The sequence below is a fragment of the Anaerocolumna jejuensis DSM 15929 genome (assembly GCF_900142215.1).
Classification (GTDB): domain Bacteria; phylum Bacillota; class Clostridia; order Lachnospirales; family Lachnospiraceae; genus Anaerocolumna; species Anaerocolumna jejuensis.
In genome coordinates, this window is record NZ_FRAC01000011.1 from 79,740 (window position 1) to 96,106 (window position 16,367).

The following is a 16,367-nucleotide window of genomic DNA, read 5'->3' on the forward strand; positions in this document are numbered from 1 at the left end:
GCCCCAGTAACAATCCTGATATAATGTTAAGCTTAACCTGTTAGATAATAGAAACCACCGTATTATTTATCAGAGATTTCTTCACATCAATAACCTTCTGGTTACTGCTGCCCCTCCAATAAAGCTTCGTATCCTTTAGTGCTTCTATAAATCTTCCATCCACCAAAACATCCAGCTCCTTTATAAAGGGCAGGTATTTTACCTCTTCCCAGGAAAAGCCCGTGTACAGCCAGATAGTCTTTTCCGGGAATTTGGCACGGATTTCTGTGACTAAGCCTTCCACATCCTTTCTGTTTACAGGGTGCAGGGGATCTCCGCCGGAAAGGGTAATGCCTTCTATGTAGGACTTATTTAATTCGTCAAAAATTTCTTCCTTGGCGGTCTCATCAAAGGGCAGTCCTCCGTTGATGTCCCAGGTTACGGGATTCTGGCAGCCCTTACAGCCATGATTGCAGCCGGCTACCCATAATACTACCCGAAGGCCGGTACCGTTAAGCATATCGTCTTTGGTTATATTGTGATAGCGCATTACATGCTTTTCCTTTCCTTGATTTCTGCCATTTTTGCCGCATTGAGGCGGGTATCTCCCTTTACTCTGGAATAGGAAAGGTATCCGTTCATACGGTCGATTTTTGTTAAGTTGGAGCTGCCGCATTTCGGGCATACGTCCATCTCAAGCTCCTGATGGCCGCAGTCGTCACAGTAAGCTAAGGAAAGGTTGACGCCTTCATAAAAGCCCATCTCCATGGCTCGTCTCACCAGAGCCTTAATGGCATTGAGATTGTAATCGATGGGGTATTTAACATATTGTATCTTTCCGCCGTTTGAAAGGTCCCAGAAGCGGTGTTCCAAATCCTGCTTCTTTGTAGGAGTAAGGTCTTCCGAAACATGGCAGTGGAAGCTGTTGCTTACATATTCCCTGTCGGAAACGTTCTCAATAATTCCGTATTTCTTGCGGAACTGCTGAACCTGAAGGCCGCATAAGCTTTCTGCAGGGGTGCCGTAGATGGCATACAAGCGGTGGTCCTCCTCCTTGAACTGGTTAATCTTTTCGTTGATATAGGTTAACACTTCAATGGCAAAGGTACCATCCTCAGCCAGGGATTTTTTGTTGTACAGCTGCTGCAATTCATTTAAGGCAGTAATACCAAAGGAAGCAGTTGCTGATTCCAGCAAGGGCTTAATCTTATCGTGTATTCCCAAATGTCCGCCATAAAAACCTCCCTCACAGTAGGCAAGGGGATTGGTAGAAGCACGCAGTTCGCCCAGGTAATCATAGGTGCGGATGTGAAGCTTACGGATCAGGCCCATATAATAATCCAGAACCTCATAAAAATCCTTGCTTTCCTGTCTGGCCTTTGCAAGAATCATAGGCAGATGAAGGCTTACGGCACCGATATTAAAGCGTCCGGTAAAGACGGGGATATCCTCCTCACTGGCAGGATACATGCCCCCCTCCCTGTACCAGGGGGAAAGGAAAGCGCGGCAGCCCATGGGGCTTATTATCTGGCCGTATTCTTTATATATGCCTGAGACATAGCCTTCCCCGGTAAGACTTAACCAGTCGGGGTACATGGTTTTACTGGAGCAGCGGATTCCGGCTTCAAAGACCTCTTCCAGCTCACAGCCCTCTCCATGGAGGTTCTCATCATAGAGAAATACAATCTTGGGAAAGAGTACCGGTTTCTTGCATTCTTTTTTGCCCTGTCCTTTTCTGCGGACATCTAAGAGAGCAATGGAGCCCATCCTGGCAAAGCGGCCTCTTCCGGTTCCGGCACTAACGGTAATAAAAGGATAGTCGCCACGGCTTGAAGCAACGGTGTTAAATTTATATTCCCAGCCCTGAAAGCCCTGCTCAAAGTCTATCTTCACATCCTTAAGAGCTTCTTCCTCTGCCTTTTCGGAAGGAATTCCAAGAGAAAGGTATTTTTCATATAAGAGCTTGTAGGATTTTTCTGCATAGGGCTCTAACAATAAATCCACACTGGGAACGGTAAAACCGCCGTATTGCTGGCTGGCGGCACTAAGAACAATATCGCCGATAACATCAAAGGCTACATTTAAGGTCTTAGGCTCGTTATACCAGAGGTTGCCCATCTCAAAGCCGCCTTCCAGCACACTTTTTACATCAAAAAGGCAGCAGTTCATGGTGTCCCTTCTGGCTGACATGTCGTGAATGTAGATATAACCGTCCCTGGCAGCCTGTAATTCCTCTGTGGTGAGAAAGAATTTCTGGTAAAGCTCCTTATTCAGCTGGTTAAAGATAAGGCTTCTCTTTGTAGATACCAGAGCACTGTCGGTGTTGCTGTTCTCCTTGTCCCCAATATACATAATGGACTGGCTCTTTTTATAAACCTCATCCAGCATATGTACGAAATCCTGTTTATAATTGCGGTAATCACGGTAGCTCTTGGCAACCAGCGGGCTGGTCTGCTCTAAGGCACCTTCTACGATATTATGCATTTCACGGATATAGATTTCTTCCTTGTTCATGGAAAGAACCTTATCCTCCACAAATTTACAGATAAAATCGTGCTCCTCATTTGTAAACTGAATCAGAGCACGCTGTGCAGATTTATCTACTGCCTGTATGACCTTTTGTACATTAAATTCTTCCTTTGTATTATCCTTTTTTACTACTCTTATCATTGGACATTAAAACCTTCTTTGCTTTATATTTACTGGGAAACGACCCATATCGTGTATTATTATAACACATTGATACAATATATAGTAGATGTAAAATGAAAAAAATAAAAAAAGTTATTGGGATTTTTCACTAAAAAGTCTCCTGATGCGTTCAGACCGGGGGATGGCGGCCGGTGCTGTTATGCTGGAATAAGGGTTTGGCGTTCTTAATTAGTACTTTCCAATTTAGATGGTTTATGATATCCTTGTATAGCAAAGAGTTTGATTGAAATACCTGATTATTGCAATTCAGGGGATACAGAACGGGATACTCTCGTAACCCGGCAGGAATAGAAGGAGCAATAATAGAATGAATTTGCTGAATGTAGAAAAGATGAGCAAAAGCTTTACAGATAAAGTACTATTTGACAAGGTCTCTCTGGGAATCAGCGATGGAGATAAAATCGGAGTTATCGGTATAAACGGTACGGGAAAATCAACCCTTTTAAAAATAATAGCGGGCCTTGAGGAGCCGGATGAAGGCGGGGTGGTAAAGGGAAAGAATATCCGAGTGGAATATCTTCCCCAAATTCCCGAGTTCGATGAAAGCCTGAATATCCTGGAAAATGTAGTGAAGGATAAAAAAGCCCGGGAAGAATACCGGGATTTGGAAGGGGAAGCCAGGGCCATGCTTCTAAAGCTCTCCATTTCCGACGTTACAGGAAGCACCGCTGCCTTGTCGGGAGGCCAGAAGAAGAGGGTGGCATTAGTCAGAACCCTTCTTACACCGGCAGAGATTTTGATACTGGATGAGCCTACCAACCACCTGGATGATGCCATGGCTGAGTGGCTGGAGGATTATTTGAGGAAATACCAGGGAGCCTTTTTAATGGTAACCCATGACAGGTACTTCCTTGATAAGGTAACCAATAAGATAATAGAGATTGATAAGGGTTCTCTTTATACCTATGCTGCCAATTATACAAAGTTCTTAGAGCTTAAGGCAGCCAGAGAGGATATGGAAGCAGCTACGGAGAGAAAGAAGAAGAGTCTGTACCGCATGGACCTGGAGTGGATGCTGCGGGGGGCAAGAGCCCGGTCTACCAAGCAGAAGGCCCATATTATGCGCTTTGAGGAGCTTAAGAACCGCAAGGTGATAGAAGAGGATAAGGCAGTGGAAATCAATGCCCTTTCTTCAAGACTTGGTAAGAAGACCATTGAAATCAACGAAATTTCAAAATCCTATGGTGATAAGCTACTTTTCAAGGATTTCAGCTATATCATGCTGAAAGGCGACAGGCTTGGGATTGTCGGTCCTAACGGAAGCGGTAAGTCAACTCTCCTTAAAATCATCACAGGAATCCTGAAACCGGACGTAGGCTCGGTTGTTACCGGAGAAACAGTTAAGATTGGCTACTTTTCTCAGGAAAATGAATACATGGATCAAAACCTCAAGGTGATTGATTACATCAGGAATGTGGCAGAATATATAGAGACCGCAGATGGAACAACTACGGCATCCCAGATGCTTGAAAGGTTTCTGTTTTCGGGAAGCCTCCAGTATTCCCTTATCTCAAAGCTTTCAGGCGGAGAGCGAAGAAGGCTTTATCTGCTTAAGGTTCTTATGGAAGCGCCCAATGTCCTGATACTGGATGAGCCCACTAATGACTTGGATATTACCACTCTTACAATCCTGGAGGATTATCTGGATACCTACGATGGAATTGTACTGGCAGTATCCCATGACAGATTTTTCCTGGACAGAATAGCGGACAGAATCTTTGCCTTTGAAGCAGGCGGTGTAATCAGGCAGTATGAGGGCGGCTTTACGGATTATAAGGAAAAGGTTCTGGAAGAAAGAACGGCAGAGGATAAAACTCTGTCAGAAAATAAAGGTTCCATAAAAAATACAGAAGCATCCGATGCCTATAAGGCAAAGCCGAAGGAAGCAAAGTTAAAGCTGTCCTATAAAGAACAGAGAGAATACGATACCATAGAAACTGAAATCGCCTCTTTGGAAGAGCGTCTTGCAGACCTTGAGGGTGAAATAGAGACAGCGTCTGCCGATTATACAAAGCTGAATACTCTTATGGCAGAAAAGGAACAGCTGGAGAAGAGCTTAGAGGAAAAAATGGAAAGATGGATGTATTTGACAGAGCTTGTGGGAGCAATACAGGAACAAAAAGATGGCATGAAATGAAAAGAATTACTATAAAAATTAATAAAAGGAGGAATTATAAATGACAAAGATTGAAGTAGTAAGAGCAGAAATGGTCAAGGCGATGAAGGCAGGAGACAAGGGAAGAAAGGATGCATTATCCGCACTTCTTACAGCCCTAAAAAATGTGGCAATAGATAAAAGAGCGGATTTAACAGAAGAGGAAGAAAATGCTGTAGTGTTAAAGGAAATGAAGCAGCTGAAGGAAACCCTGGAATCTGCTCCCTCCGACCGTAAGGACATTATTGATGAATGCAATCAGAGGCTCTCTGTTTTAGGTGAATTTGCACCAGTTTTCTTAAGCGAAGAGGAGATAAAGCAGGAAATACAAAGTGTCCTTTCAGGGCTTGGAATTACATCCCCTACGGCAAAGGACAAAGGAAAGATAATGAAGGAATTGATGCCGAGAGTAAAGGGCAAGGCAGACGGCAAACTGGTAAATGACCTGGTAGCAGCGGTATTCACAGAATAACTGTATGAAGAATAATACAAATACAATAACAGCTGATGATAACATTGTTATAAGCCATTTGACAGGGCATCTAACGATTGGGGATGTTGATACCTGGTATGAAGAATTTGAAAAGGTGTGTTTTGGATTTATTGACAGTGGAAGACCCTTCCGTTTGTTAATGAATAGAAATCCTTATACGGTTAGTGATATCCATGTTCGTCCATATTGGAGACAAAAGTTCTTTAATGAAAAAATTACATCATCATATGAAGCATTTGCGTTAGTTCTTAGCGATGCTGAAATAGTAAAGGCATATAAAGAAAATAATCAATATGATTATGTGGACTTTTTTCTGGATTATGATAAAGCTTATGTATGGCTAAAAAATTTTAAAAGGAAGTAAAGAGATCTCTAATTCGTAACCAAGGGGTTGTTGCAAAATAGAAAAGTTTATACCAGATACCACGCATAAACTCGTTTATGTATACAATAGCCGGTATTGATTGTTCTTTTTGCAATAGCCCCTTGGTTCGGCATAAACATTCTCCACCGATTCTGTTTTATATTCTTAATAGTTTAGCTATATTTTCACCTAAAACTGCATTTGCTACAGCTGGAGTTTTAGCAAGTTGAAGTATAGCATTTTTAGATGCTTGTAAATCTCCAAATGGTCTATCTACTCCAAATAAACATTTATCCGGCACTTCATTTATGATACTTCCAAGAACAAATGTAGAATAATAGGCAGATGTATCCAGATATAAATTAGGTATTTCTTTTACAAGTTCTACGGTTTCAATCCAATTACTGCCTCCTAAATGCCCTAAAATAACTGGGGTTTGAGAATAAATTCTTGCAAGCTCTGAAATTTCTTTTATATCCTGAAAAGTAAGTGGAAAAAAAGCATGTATCCAAATGGGAAGGTTATGAAACTCTTGTGATGCATAAAAAATGTTTTTCAAAAGATGTATTTGCCCATTTCCAAGAGTAAATTCACCCATTCCGGATAAACAGTTTTTTTCAATCACTTCGTTTACATATTGAAGAGTGGCATCCAATTCAAGACCAGCTGGAATTGCTCCAAAGCCTATATATCGATTAGGGTATTGTTTAATCACCTCCATAAGTTCCTGATTCGCTTTTTTACGTATCTCTACCATCGATCCCTTTTTTCCTGCCAATAAATCATGTAAAAACTCCATAGATGCTTTGACTTCAGTAAAATTATTAGATGTTTCAGGGTGAAAAGTAGTGGAGAACAGAATTGTTTTATCAACTCCCGCCTCATCCATATCTTTTATATGCTCCTGAATTGGTAAGGTAACATGTGAATGCCCATCAATAATCATAAATATTTCCTTTCTTCAATGTATTGAATAATAATTTATCTTCTATTATAATAAGTTTTAACGAGAAAGGAAGTATGCACTTTTTTGTAGTATACTTACGAAAAGGAGAGCTAAAGTCGTGCAAGAAAAAATGTGTTTTGTCAGTAATAAAGAACCCTTTGAATATACATTGTCAATCATAAGTGGAAAATGGAAATTGAAAATTATTTATCTCCTTGCTTGCATAACCCCTGTACGATACAATATGCTCAAAAAAGATATAGATGGAATTACTCATAAGATGTTAAGCACGCAGCTGAAAGAACTGGAGCAAGAGGATATTATTTTGCGCAATGAATATCCTCAGGTTCCACCAAAAGTTGAATACTCCCTCACACCTAAAGGAGAGAGTCTTATACCCATTGTTATGGCAATGTGCTCTTGGGGAAAAGAGCATAACCGGAAATAGCTATTTCGGCTTTTATTCTTAACTAAAAGCAATCTTGCTAATTGACTCAGATACTTACAGGCTATATCAAATTTATATAAGAAGGCCTTTGTATAGGGCTTCAATTCCTGCCCTCAGGATTCTTTGCTTATCAACAATATTGTCTTTGAATACGATCCTGTCTACAAGTGCAGATATGTAATCGACAATTACAACAGAAAGTGCTTCCATATCTTCACTTTGGAGGTCTTCTTTGTGCTGTACTAATCCATCCAAAGTGGCCAGCCGCACTTTTTCAGACTGGGCATCCACTAATGCAGCTACTTCAGGCCTTGCATAATACAATACGTTTAGTTCTCTGCTGAAATTTTTTGTGGATTCATGAAGCACAATAAGATTATCAATGAGATTATACAGCCATTTTTTCTTATCACTCTGATATAACCGGACATTTTCCGCTGTGTTTATATCATCATACACAGACAGAAAATGTTGATTGTAACGTTCCAGAAGCTCTATTAAAATTGTATCCTTATCAGGAAAATAAAAATATAAATTTCCTATTGATATTTTTGCAGTTTTTGCAATTTCATTTGTAGTTGTATTATAAAATCCTTTGCTGGAGAAAAGGAACATAGCTACATCTAAAATATCTTCTTTTCTTTGGACACTTCTTTTTTGTTGCGGGTTCCTGCTTGAAGACTTACCATTATTCATTATATTTACTCCTTTCGCTTATTATAATCGAAGCATCTAAGGAAGTCAATTAAATTAGAGCTGTTGCTCTATTTGATATTGACAGTTTCTTAATTAGAGCATATACTCTAATAATTAAATAGAGTATATGCTCTAAAATACAAAAAGGAGACTTATATGGAAAAAGACGTACAGCTACAAGCACAATCCATACCAAGATTAATCGTTAGCCTATCAGCCCCTGCTATTCTTTCCCTGCTGGTTAATTCTATTAACATGGCGATTGACAGGATTTTTGTTGCCAGGGGGGTCGGTACTATGGCTTTATCAGCAGTCACTATATCCCTTGGTGTTTATTTGATCCTGCAGGGATTTTCACTTTTGATTGCAGCAGGTTCCTCCATCTCCATTGCACTCAGGCTTGGGAAAAATGACAAAGAAGGTGCTGAAAAAATTATAGGAATTTCAATGATGCTTTCTGTTCTCCTGTCGCTGGCATTAACTGCAGCAGGTTTGGTGTTTCTTAAGCCCCTGCTGACTCTATACGGAGCAAACAGTGAAAATATTGGATTTGCTGTAAAATACTCAACCGTCATTGTAGCCGGAGCGGTATTTTTTGTTTTAGCACAAAATACAAACAATCTGCTGAAAGGAATGGGATATGCAAAAAGGGCCTTTGTAAATTTCGTAATTAGTATAGTTATCAACGCAGTTTTAAACCCAATTTTTATCTTTGTATTTAAAATGGGCATCATAGGCTCCGCCCTTGCCACAGTTATTGGAAATATAGTTTGTACGGTTCTTGCAATACAGTTTTTGTGTTCTAAGAAGAGTATGGCACAAATGAAAATACAGAACATAGGGCTGAATAGAAGCTTTGTCAAAGAAATTACTACTACTGGCATTCCTGCTTGTATTATGCAGTTAGCATTGAGTTTAGTATCTTTGACCTTTAATCATGTGGCTGCTGCCCATGGCGGAAACACTTCTGTGGCCGCTTATGGCATTATTTACAGTGTTATAATGCTTGTCTATATGCCTATTATGGGGTTAGGCCAAGGAATTCAGCCTATTTTCGGATATAATTACAGCTCAGGGAACTATGACCGTGTAAAGCAGACACTGGATTACGCTATGGTTTATGCAACAATTTTCAGTGTTATTTCCTTTGGAATTATTGAGCTGTTCAGCGGTCAGATTGCTGCTCTGTTTAGCGGCTCCGGCAGCTCTGAACTTATATCCATGGCAAGCCGGGGGATGCGCCTGTTCTGTATAATGCTTCCAGTGGTAGGTATTCAGATGATTGGAGCAAACTACTTTCAATATATAGGGAAAGTGAAGCAGTCGGTTATTTTGATTGCGTTGCGGCAGTTAATCTTGTTAATTCCACTTGTAGTTATACTCCCCAAGTGGTTTCAGTTAACCGGTATTTGGATTGCTACTCCTGTTTCCGACTTTATATCCTTTGTGATTACTGCTGTTTTAGTATATCAGGAAATTAAATTAATCAATCAATTTTCAGCTGGTGACAGCCAAAGTGGTGGAAAAACGGGATAAATACTCTTTTGAATGGTCATAAAAAGGCTTCCTATGCAATATAATTGTTGTAAATAACAGTAATAAGATTGTACCAGAACCCTGCGGTTACTCTGGCACAGGAAAAGGGAGTCTATTATGGCTGATTATAAAAGACAGGTTTCATACATGTATTTATATGAAGAAGGAAAAAAAAGAAATAACATAGGCTATGCCAGAGTTGAGACAAAAAACGGACAGTGCAAGTACACTATCCATGTAACTGCTTTGGGGCTGAATGAGAAGCAATTAAAGGTCTATGCCTTTCGAAGAAAAAACTCTGGTATCGAGGGGGTACTTCTTGGCACTCTTCTGGTAAAAAATAATACAGGGGACTTTAAAGTAATGACAGATGCTGCCCATATCATGAATTCACCCCATGGAAATGAGGATATGAGCGGTATCATTCTTCTGTTTTCTGAGAGGAAATTCTTTGCAACGGAATGGGACAGTAAACCCATAACCATGGCTATGGTAGCAAACATAAACAGGAAAGAAGAAAGAAAACATGTAAAAGAAGCGGAAAAAGAGACCAGCCCTGTCACAGAAGAGCAAAGAGGAATGAAAGCGGCTAATCTGGCAGAGGTTCTTTTTGAGCATGCAAAAGCTCCGAAAGAGGCGGTAAATACTCCAATAGAGGCGGCAAATCCACCTGAACCGACGGAAAAAGTAAGGGATGATAAGTCCTTAAAAGACCTGCTTACACCAAATATAAATCTGGTATTGAAAAAAGAGGCTGACTTGGCTGACTTAAATGACTTGGATGAAGCAATTCCTGAAAGCCTGCTTCAAACAAAAGGGCAGCCAGTACTCTTTCCCAAGGATAAGGCAGAAGCTCCCCGGAATGTCCCGGACAGCAGACAAAAGGAAGAGCCGTTATTAGACCAGGCATCGGGGGAAATTCAGAACCTTGCCGGAGATACTACCAGGCTGCCTTCAGAGAAAAAAAATATAATTTCAGAACCAACGGCGGAAATAAGGAATGAAGCAGTATTAAATCCGCCTGAGGAAGAAACAGGAAAACCGATGTACAATCAGGAGAAGGCGGAAGCAGAAAATTCAATTTCAGATCCACTAAGAGAAAAAACGGAAGAAACCATTTTCAATCCACAGAAAGAAGAAATGGAAAAATCAATTTTCAATCCGCAGAAGGAAGAAGCAGAAAATCCAGGTTCAGATACGCTGAAAGAAAAAGCAGAAGAGACAATTTTCAATACACGGAAGGAAGAAGTGGAGAAATCGATTTTCAATCCGTCAAAAGAAGAAACAGAAAAGCCAATCTTCAAATCGATGAAGGAGGAAACGGAAAAGTCGATAATTGAGACGCTAAAACAGGAAGCAGAGGAGCCCATTTTCAATCCGCTGAATGGGGAAGCGGATAATTTGATTTTTTACCCAATAAGGGAAGAAGCAGAAAAGCCAATTTACAATCCGCAAACGGAAGAAGCGGAAAATTTAATTTATAATCCGCAGACGGGAGAAACGGGAAATTCAATTTACAATCCGCAAACGGAAGAGGCAGAAAGGTCAATTTACAACCTGCCGCCGGAAGAAACAGAAGGGCCAAGCTTGAGTCCGCCGGAAGCAGGAATTGAAGAGCCAATCTTAAATCCCCCTTTGGAGGAAGCAAAAAAGAATCAGGAAGGGCTGGAAGAGAGAAGGGAAAACAGGGAAGAAGGCAAAGCCCAAGAAAAGGGAAATCCCCCGGAATTAAGTGCAAGACCAGTTTTTGAGGATCATCCCCTGGCTAAGCAGATATATCATAACTTCCCCAAGATGTATCCCTTCGAAGACAATGAAATAGCCTGGTGCGCAAGAATCGAGCCGAAGGACATCGGTATGCTTCCCATGGAGCTTTGGGGCCTTGGTAATAACAGTTTTCTTCTCCATGGATATTACAGCTACCGTCATTTGATATTTGCCAGGGTAAACGATAAGACCGGGCAGAACTACATTCTGGGAGTACCCGGAATCTATCATAACAGGGAAAAATTTATGGCCAAAATGTTTGGCTTTGAGAATTTTAAATGTGCAAAGAGAAAGCCTCAGAGAACAGGAGAGTTCGGTTACTGGTACATACCTGTTTTGTTAAACCGCCAGTGATAATTTTCCCCAAATATAAAAAAAGCTGCCAGGACAGCCGGATGGCTGTAGCTGGCAGCTTTTTTTATATTTTACCGTATTTCATTATTTATATAGGCGTATCTTGCATGGTCTTCCCATCTGTGATTGATTTTGATACTGGATACGGCAAGCCCTTCATATTGAAAGCCAAGCTTTTGTGCCAGGTGGATGGAGCGGAGATTTGAAGGCATAATATTGGCTTCAATCCGGTGGATTTCATAATCGGAAAAAAGAACCTTCATAGCTGCTCTTATGCCTTCAGTGGCATAGCCCTGGCTTAAGAAACGGTGATCAAACTTATAACCGAGCTGGCAGGTAAAATAAGAGCCTTTTACAATGTTATAAAAATTAACCGAGCCAATAATAGTATGGGGGTCATTTTTTAAAAAGACCCAATAGCGGAGAAGCTTTAACTGCTGCATCAGATTGTATTCGATTGATAAGGAAAGCCTTTGATAAGAAAGCGTATAGAAATTAATATCTCTTTCCGGTTCCCACGGCTCAAAATGGTCTTTGTTTTGTACATAAAAACTTAGAACTTTATCCGCTTCGTTAGGGTGCAGCACTCTCAACTGCAGCCTGTCAGATTGAATGTTCATCTGCATATGAACTCTCCTATACCAAATTATAGTTATGAAAAACTATTAACAGCTTAATCGACTCCCCGGATTTCCACTTTCGAAGCATAGGGAAGAAGCATAAGGTGTATCTCATTCAGCTCTTTCCTGGAATAACTATGAAAGCCGGGGGATATTACATCTTCGGATTCCTTATAGGACTGAAGAAAGTAGGCCTTAGCACCTTTAATCCATTCTCCTATTAAAATAAAATCCGAAGGAGTATGAAGCTCTTTTGTAACTGTTGTCCTAAATTCATAATCAACTTTATCCATAAGCAGAAGTTTAATACTTTCTGATATATTCTTTAAGGGAATAGTACTCTTTCCAATAGTAGCAGAATATTTATCCGGGCTGTTCTTAACATCCATAGCTACATAGTCCACCAGGCCGTTTAAGAGCAGCTCTTTTAAAACCAGGGGATTGCTGCCGTTGGTATCAAGCTTTACCAATAGACCCAAGGCCTTTATCTCTTTTATAAAATCAGTAAGACCAACTTCTAAGGTAGGTTCACCTCCGGTAATGCATACGCCTTCTAAAATTCCCTTCCTTTTCTTTAGAGTATCCAAAATTTCTTCCTTTGGAATAGCAGGAAGGCTGTCGGGGTAAAGTACAAGAGAAGCGTTATGGCAAAAGGGACAAAGGAAATTGCAGCCGCCAAAAAAAATAGTTGCGGCAAGGTGTCCGGGGTAATCTAATAATGTAGTTTTTTGAAAACCGTGTATTCTCATAATAGCTCCTGTGTATTTCGCAGGCAAAATCTTGTCTGTGAATTGTGCTTTTCAATAATTCACACTAACTTATATTAATATATGTCGCGCTAACAGGCAATATGAAAGTAATTGCTTGCCCCTAAAGTGTGCCCGTGGTATATTAATAATAGCAAATATCCGCTTATTCGTCCAGTGGATATTCCACTAAATACCAAATGGTAAGACCGATGTCACAGGCAGGTATATTTAAAAATGCAAAGCATTTTAATTTCTATTTAGCAGTATCACAAGCAAGCTTATGATATGCATGGGATGGAGATTGATATATTGGAAGGAAACAATATGGATTTAAGATATATGAAGGAAGCTCTTAAAGAAGCAAAAAAGGCAGCTAAAATCGGGGAAGTACCCATTGGCTGCGTAATTGTTTATCAGGATAAAATTATCGGAAGAGGCTATAACAGGAGAAACACTAAAAAAACCACCTTGGCCCATGCAGAGATTACAGCCATACAAAAAGCAAGCAAGGCCATGGGAGACTGGCGGCTTGAGGACTGCGTCCTCTATGTAACCCTGGAACCCTGCCAAATGTGCTCAGGAGCCATTGTACAGGCCAGAATAAAGGAAGTCGTTGTAGGTGCCATGAATCCAAAGGCAGGCTGTGCCGGTTCGATTCTTAATATCCTTCAGATGAAGGAATTTAATCATCAGGTGGAATTGACCACCGGTGTGATGGAGGAGGAGTGCAGCCAGGTCTTGAAGGAGTTCTTTGCAGGACTTAGAGAGAGAAATAAACAGGAGAAGCTATTAAGCAAAGAGGAACAATGTTAAAATTTCTTTTCAAATATTGATTCGGGTGTCATAAGTTAAGCTCAATAAACAGAATATTGACTTATGACACCTGAATCAATTTGTTTCAAGCAGGACAATTATATAGGAATATAACAGATGACTGGCTAAAAGGGATATCAGTTACTTGATTTCAGCAAATCCTCATAGCTGTATATATACGTTTCTTTGGTTACATAGGAATCTGTATTGCTGTCATCCAATATGCTTACACAGATATTATTTCCATCGGAAATTGCATTTCGAATGCTTTCATTTTCTGATAAATGTAAGATTGATTTTCGTAAATCATCATTTTTCATATCCAGTATATATATTTCATTACCTTCCCGCATAAAAAAAACATAATAGTCATCATTTGTATTCCTGCTGTTGTAGGCAATGCGCAGTTGGGGAAGTGCTAATATGTCTTTTATGCTGTTCTCAGTAATATGACCAATGATACCGGTATCTGAAAAATCTCTGATATAAATATAATCGCCAAATAAATAAAATTGGACAATATCATTATTTAAAATGTAGGACTTTATAGTTTCATTAAAATTTAGTTTATTTAAAAGAGTGAATTCCTTGCCGTCATAAACGTTAATGTATATATCCTTATCTGAACCATTCTTCTCTTCTGTTACCGTGTATATCCTGTCATTATGGCAGGCAAAGGACTTAATAATTTTACCCTTTTCCTTACCGATGGATTCCTCCCGGATACAAGGTTCCATCTGCTTGGCAGTATCATTGTATTTTCTTATGTAAGAAGAATAAATCCCATTTTTGTCCGTATTGCCGCTTAACATGAAAATGGAATCATTCATTGTTGAAACAGAATCAAAGGGTTCAGAATTATTATCTGTAAATACAGTCTTATGGGTATTGTCAGCCATATCTATTTGAATCAGCTTATGCTCCATATTATTTAAAGTGATTGGCAAATAAACCTTATTTTGAATTTGAGCAGGCATTCCATAGGTAAGGTAAAAATTATCTGCTGAAACAATATTATTTTCCTTCTGCAAATCAATATTGTAGCTGCCTATTGTCAGTGCATCATTATTCGATAAATAATTATAAGTTATTGTTTTGTCATTTAATGCAATTGGTGTGTAATTGTCTAAGCTTCCTAATTTAATAACTTTTGTATCCGAATGAGGGTATAAGAAAACAATAAAAGCAATGATAGAAAAAAGAATGACAGCAGATGCTGCAAAAATGTATTTTCTTTTGAGTTTGAACATGTCTTTGCTCCAATTAAATTTACTATTTTGTTTACGGGGGGACCTGCTATCATGCTAATGCTATTAGCTTGTGTATTCCTGCAATGAATTAGCAGCAGTCCCCCAAGTCAGGTACTTAACTGTTAATTACCATGCTAAATGAGTAAAAACCTTGAATAAATTGCTGGTAGTTTTTGTATACCAGGAATATCCGGCTGCCGGATCAACCAATTGAACTTCACTTTTATCAGACCTTATATCATTAGCTACAAGTGCGTGGCCTGATGTAGTATAAAACCAATCGGAACTATTTGAAACTTGAATTCGTATAGAGGTAGGAACGACATAATTGGATATATCTGCGTTTATTCTATAAGTCATATCATCCTTGGCGGATTTGCTGTGTGTAGCATAAGAATTTTTGGTTTGAACTCCATTTAAGTAAGGTGCTACCTTCAAAAAATCAACGCCGGAGCCACTTTTAAAATTCATTGCTTTTGCAATCGTATCCTGGGTAGGCGGCGTGGTTCCGTTGTTATATCTTAGAATGGTCTGCATCGTAGCAGGAACACAATAGTAAGGGTCCAGCTGCTCATAACGATAGGTTGTACCAGGTAAATTTACCCAATTTGCTGCCAAAGGTTGAATGGCATCAATAGAAATATTTTTTGCCAGCTTCTTTGTTGCTTCCAGCTTTATTAAATCGGCATTGTTTGTATTTTCTTCCTGGCTTACATAAGCTCCGCCCATCCCATTGGAGAAGGTTTCTGTTTGCTTTTTAAGAGAAGTATCGGAATTTTTGACCTTTGTAGGTGATGTGGCTGCGTTAGCAGGTACAATAGAACTAAAAGTAAAAGCGGTTACCATAGTTAGTACAAGAAAACTTTTTGACAGATTTTTTAAATGAAACATAATTCTACTCCCTTCGTTTTTTTGCCTTTACAAGGCAGGTTCAATCAGCAGCTACTTCAATACAATCATAAAACCACCTCCACAAACTACAGAGTCTTCTTAGAGGAACGTTAACAATCAATCCAGTTAGAGGATAAAAATTGTTATTTTGATTATAATATATAATTCAAAATGAGCAAGCCTATTTACCAAAATTTAACAAAAATGTAAGATTTGTTTTGTTATACCAGTTAGGTTTTAATTGACTTTTTTAGTTAAAGGAAGTATACTGGTGTATACAGGTTTCAAAATTAGCCTGTCTTGTAAATCACATTGTCATAAAATTTCCGTGCAGCCGGGGAGATAGCGGTGCCCTGTACCTGCAATCCGCTACAGCAGGGGTGATGTCTTGCCCAGGGTGATATACTGTAGGGCAGCCCCTTATAAGTGATGTTGACGTTTGGGTCTTGCGCAACAGGAATTCGTGAACCGTGTCAGGTCAGGAATGAAGCAGCACTAAGCGAAAGCTCCTGTGTGCCGTGAGGGTGCCTGAGCCGAGTTAACTGTATGGGTAACGCTTATGGTATACATTCAAAGCAAGGCGCACGGATTAAT

General features: G+C 39.7%; 15 protein-coding genes and 1 other RNA gene. 8 read left to right on the forward strand and 8 right to left on the reverse strand.

Annotation, left to right across the window (positions count from 1 at the left end):
• Positions 1-40: 40 nt before the first annotated feature.
• Complete coding sequence (gene nrdG / locus BUB77_RS11515; protein ID WP_073275974.1) at positions 41-529, reverse strand: anaerobic ribonucleoside-triphosphate reductase activating protein; 489 nt, start codon at positions 527-529, stop codon at positions 41-43.
• On the reverse strand, positions 529-2,649 hold the full coding sequence (nrdD, locus tag BUB77_RS11520; RefSeq protein ID WP_073275976.1) for an anaerobic ribonucleoside-triphosphate reductase: 2,121 nt from the start codon (positions 2,647-2,649) through the stop codon (positions 529-531). The genes nrdG and nrdD overlap by 1 nt, the downstream gene beginning before the upstream one ends.
• A 349-nt stretch (positions 2,650-2,998) precedes the next feature.
• Here nrdD and BUB77_RS11525 point away from each other — a divergent pair, with 349 nt between their 5' ends.
• The 3 genes from BUB77_RS11525 to BUB77_RS11535 are packed head-to-tail and all read left to right on the forward strand — an operon-like array spanning position 2,999 to position 5,703.
• Positions 2,999-4,828, forward strand: coding sequence for an ABC-F family ATP-binding cassette domain-containing protein (locus BUB77_RS11525; RefSeq protein WP_073275978.1), 1,830 nt, complete (start codon positions 2,999-3,001; stop codon positions 4,826-4,828).
• A 40-nt stretch (positions 4,829-4,868) separates the two neighbouring features.
• Positions 4,869-5,318 (forward strand): GatB/YqeY domain-containing protein, encoded by a 450-nt coding sequence (locus BUB77_RS11530; RefSeq protein WP_073275980.1) that lies wholly within the window; start codon positions 4,869-4,871, stop codon positions 5,316-5,318.
• A gap of 4 nt (positions 5,319-5,322) precedes the next feature.
• The gene (locus BUB77_RS11535) at positions 5,323-5,703 is read left to right on the forward strand and encodes a hypothetical protein (protein ID WP_073275982.1); all 381 of its coding nucleotides are present in this window, start codon (positions 5,323-5,325) and stop codon (positions 5,701-5,703) included.
• Positions 5,704-5,860: 157 nt separating this feature from the next.
• Here BUB77_RS11535 and BUB77_RS11540 read toward each other — a convergent pair whose 3' ends face one another.
• Positions 5,861-6,649 carry an amidohydrolase family protein gene (locus BUB77_RS11540; protein ID WP_073275984.1) on the reverse strand — a complete coding sequence of 263 codons (789 nt, stop codon included), beginning with the start codon at positions 6,647-6,649 and terminating at the stop codon, positions 5,861-5,863.
• A gap of 118 nt (positions 6,650-6,767) precedes the next feature.
• Between BUB77_RS11540 and BUB77_RS11545 the strand changes: the two genes are divergently transcribed.
• Complete coding sequence (locus tag BUB77_RS11545; protein WP_278277716.1) at positions 6,768-7,097, forward strand: winged helix-turn-helix transcriptional regulator; 330 nt, start codon at positions 6,768-6,770, stop codon at positions 7,095-7,097.
• A gap of 72 nt (positions 7,098-7,169) precedes the next feature.
• Here the strand turns inward: BUB77_RS11545 and BUB77_RS11550 are convergent, their stop codons facing one another.
• Positions 7,170-7,793 (reverse strand): TetR/AcrR family transcriptional regulator, encoded by a 624-nt coding sequence (locus BUB77_RS11550; RefSeq protein ID WP_073275986.1) that lies wholly within the window; start codon positions 7,791-7,793, stop codon positions 7,170-7,172.
• A gap of 156 nt (positions 7,794-7,949) precedes the next feature.
• Here BUB77_RS11550 and BUB77_RS11555 point away from each other — a divergent pair, with 156 nt between their 5' ends.
• Entirely contained in the window at positions 7,950-9,329 is a 1,380-nt protein-coding gene (locus BUB77_RS11555; RefSeq protein ID WP_073275988.1) for an MATE family efflux transporter, read from the forward strand.
• A 117-nt stretch (positions 9,330-9,446) separates the two neighbouring features.
• The gene (locus tag BUB77_RS11560; RefSeq protein ID WP_073275990.1) at positions 9,447-11,450 is read left to right on the forward strand and encodes a DUF6128 domain-containing protein; all 2,004 of its coding nucleotides are present in this window, start codon (positions 9,447-9,449) and stop codon (positions 11,448-11,450) included.
• A gap of 71 nt (positions 11,451-11,521) precedes the next feature.
• Here the strand turns inward: BUB77_RS11560 and BUB77_RS11565 are convergent, their stop codons facing one another.
• Together BUB77_RS11565 and BUB77_RS11570 are read right to left on the reverse strand one after the other, a co-directional pair.
• Entirely contained in the window at positions 11,522-12,076 is a 555-nt protein-coding gene (locus tag BUB77_RS11565; RefSeq protein WP_073275992.1) for a GNAT family N-acetyltransferase, read from the reverse strand.
• Positions 12,077-12,123: 47 nt separating this feature from the next.
• Positions 12,124-12,819, reverse strand: coding sequence for an anaerobic ribonucleoside-triphosphate reductase activating protein (locus BUB77_RS11570; RefSeq protein ID WP_073275994.1), 696 nt, complete (start codon positions 12,817-12,819; stop codon positions 12,124-12,126).
• 324 nt (positions 12,820-13,143) lie between these two features.
• Between BUB77_RS11570 and tadA the strand changes: the two genes are divergently transcribed.
• Positions 13,144-13,632, forward strand: coding sequence for a tRNA adenosine(34) deaminase TadA (gene tadA / locus BUB77_RS11575; RefSeq protein ID WP_084124172.1), 489 nt, complete (start codon positions 13,144-13,146; stop codon positions 13,630-13,632).
• 137 nt (positions 13,633-13,769) lie between these two features.
• Here the strand turns inward: tadA and BUB77_RS11580 are convergent, their stop codons facing one another.
• Complete coding sequence (locus BUB77_RS11580; RefSeq protein WP_073275996.1) at positions 13,770-14,882, reverse strand: hypothetical protein; 1,113 nt, start codon at positions 14,880-14,882, stop codon at positions 13,770-13,772.
• 126 nt (positions 14,883-15,008) lie between these two features.
• A complete protein-coding gene (locus BUB77_RS11585) occupies positions 15,009-15,773 on the reverse strand; it encodes a C39 family peptidase (RefSeq protein WP_073275998.1) in 765 nt (254 codons plus the stop codon).
• Positions 15,774-16,099: 326 nt separating this feature from the next.
• Between BUB77_RS11585 and ffs the strand changes: the two genes are divergently transcribed.
• Positions 16,100-16,361, forward strand: an RNA gene (ffs, locus tag BUB77_RS11590) — signal recognition particle sRNA large type.
• The last annotated feature ends 6 nt before the right edge of the window (positions 16,362-16,367 follow it).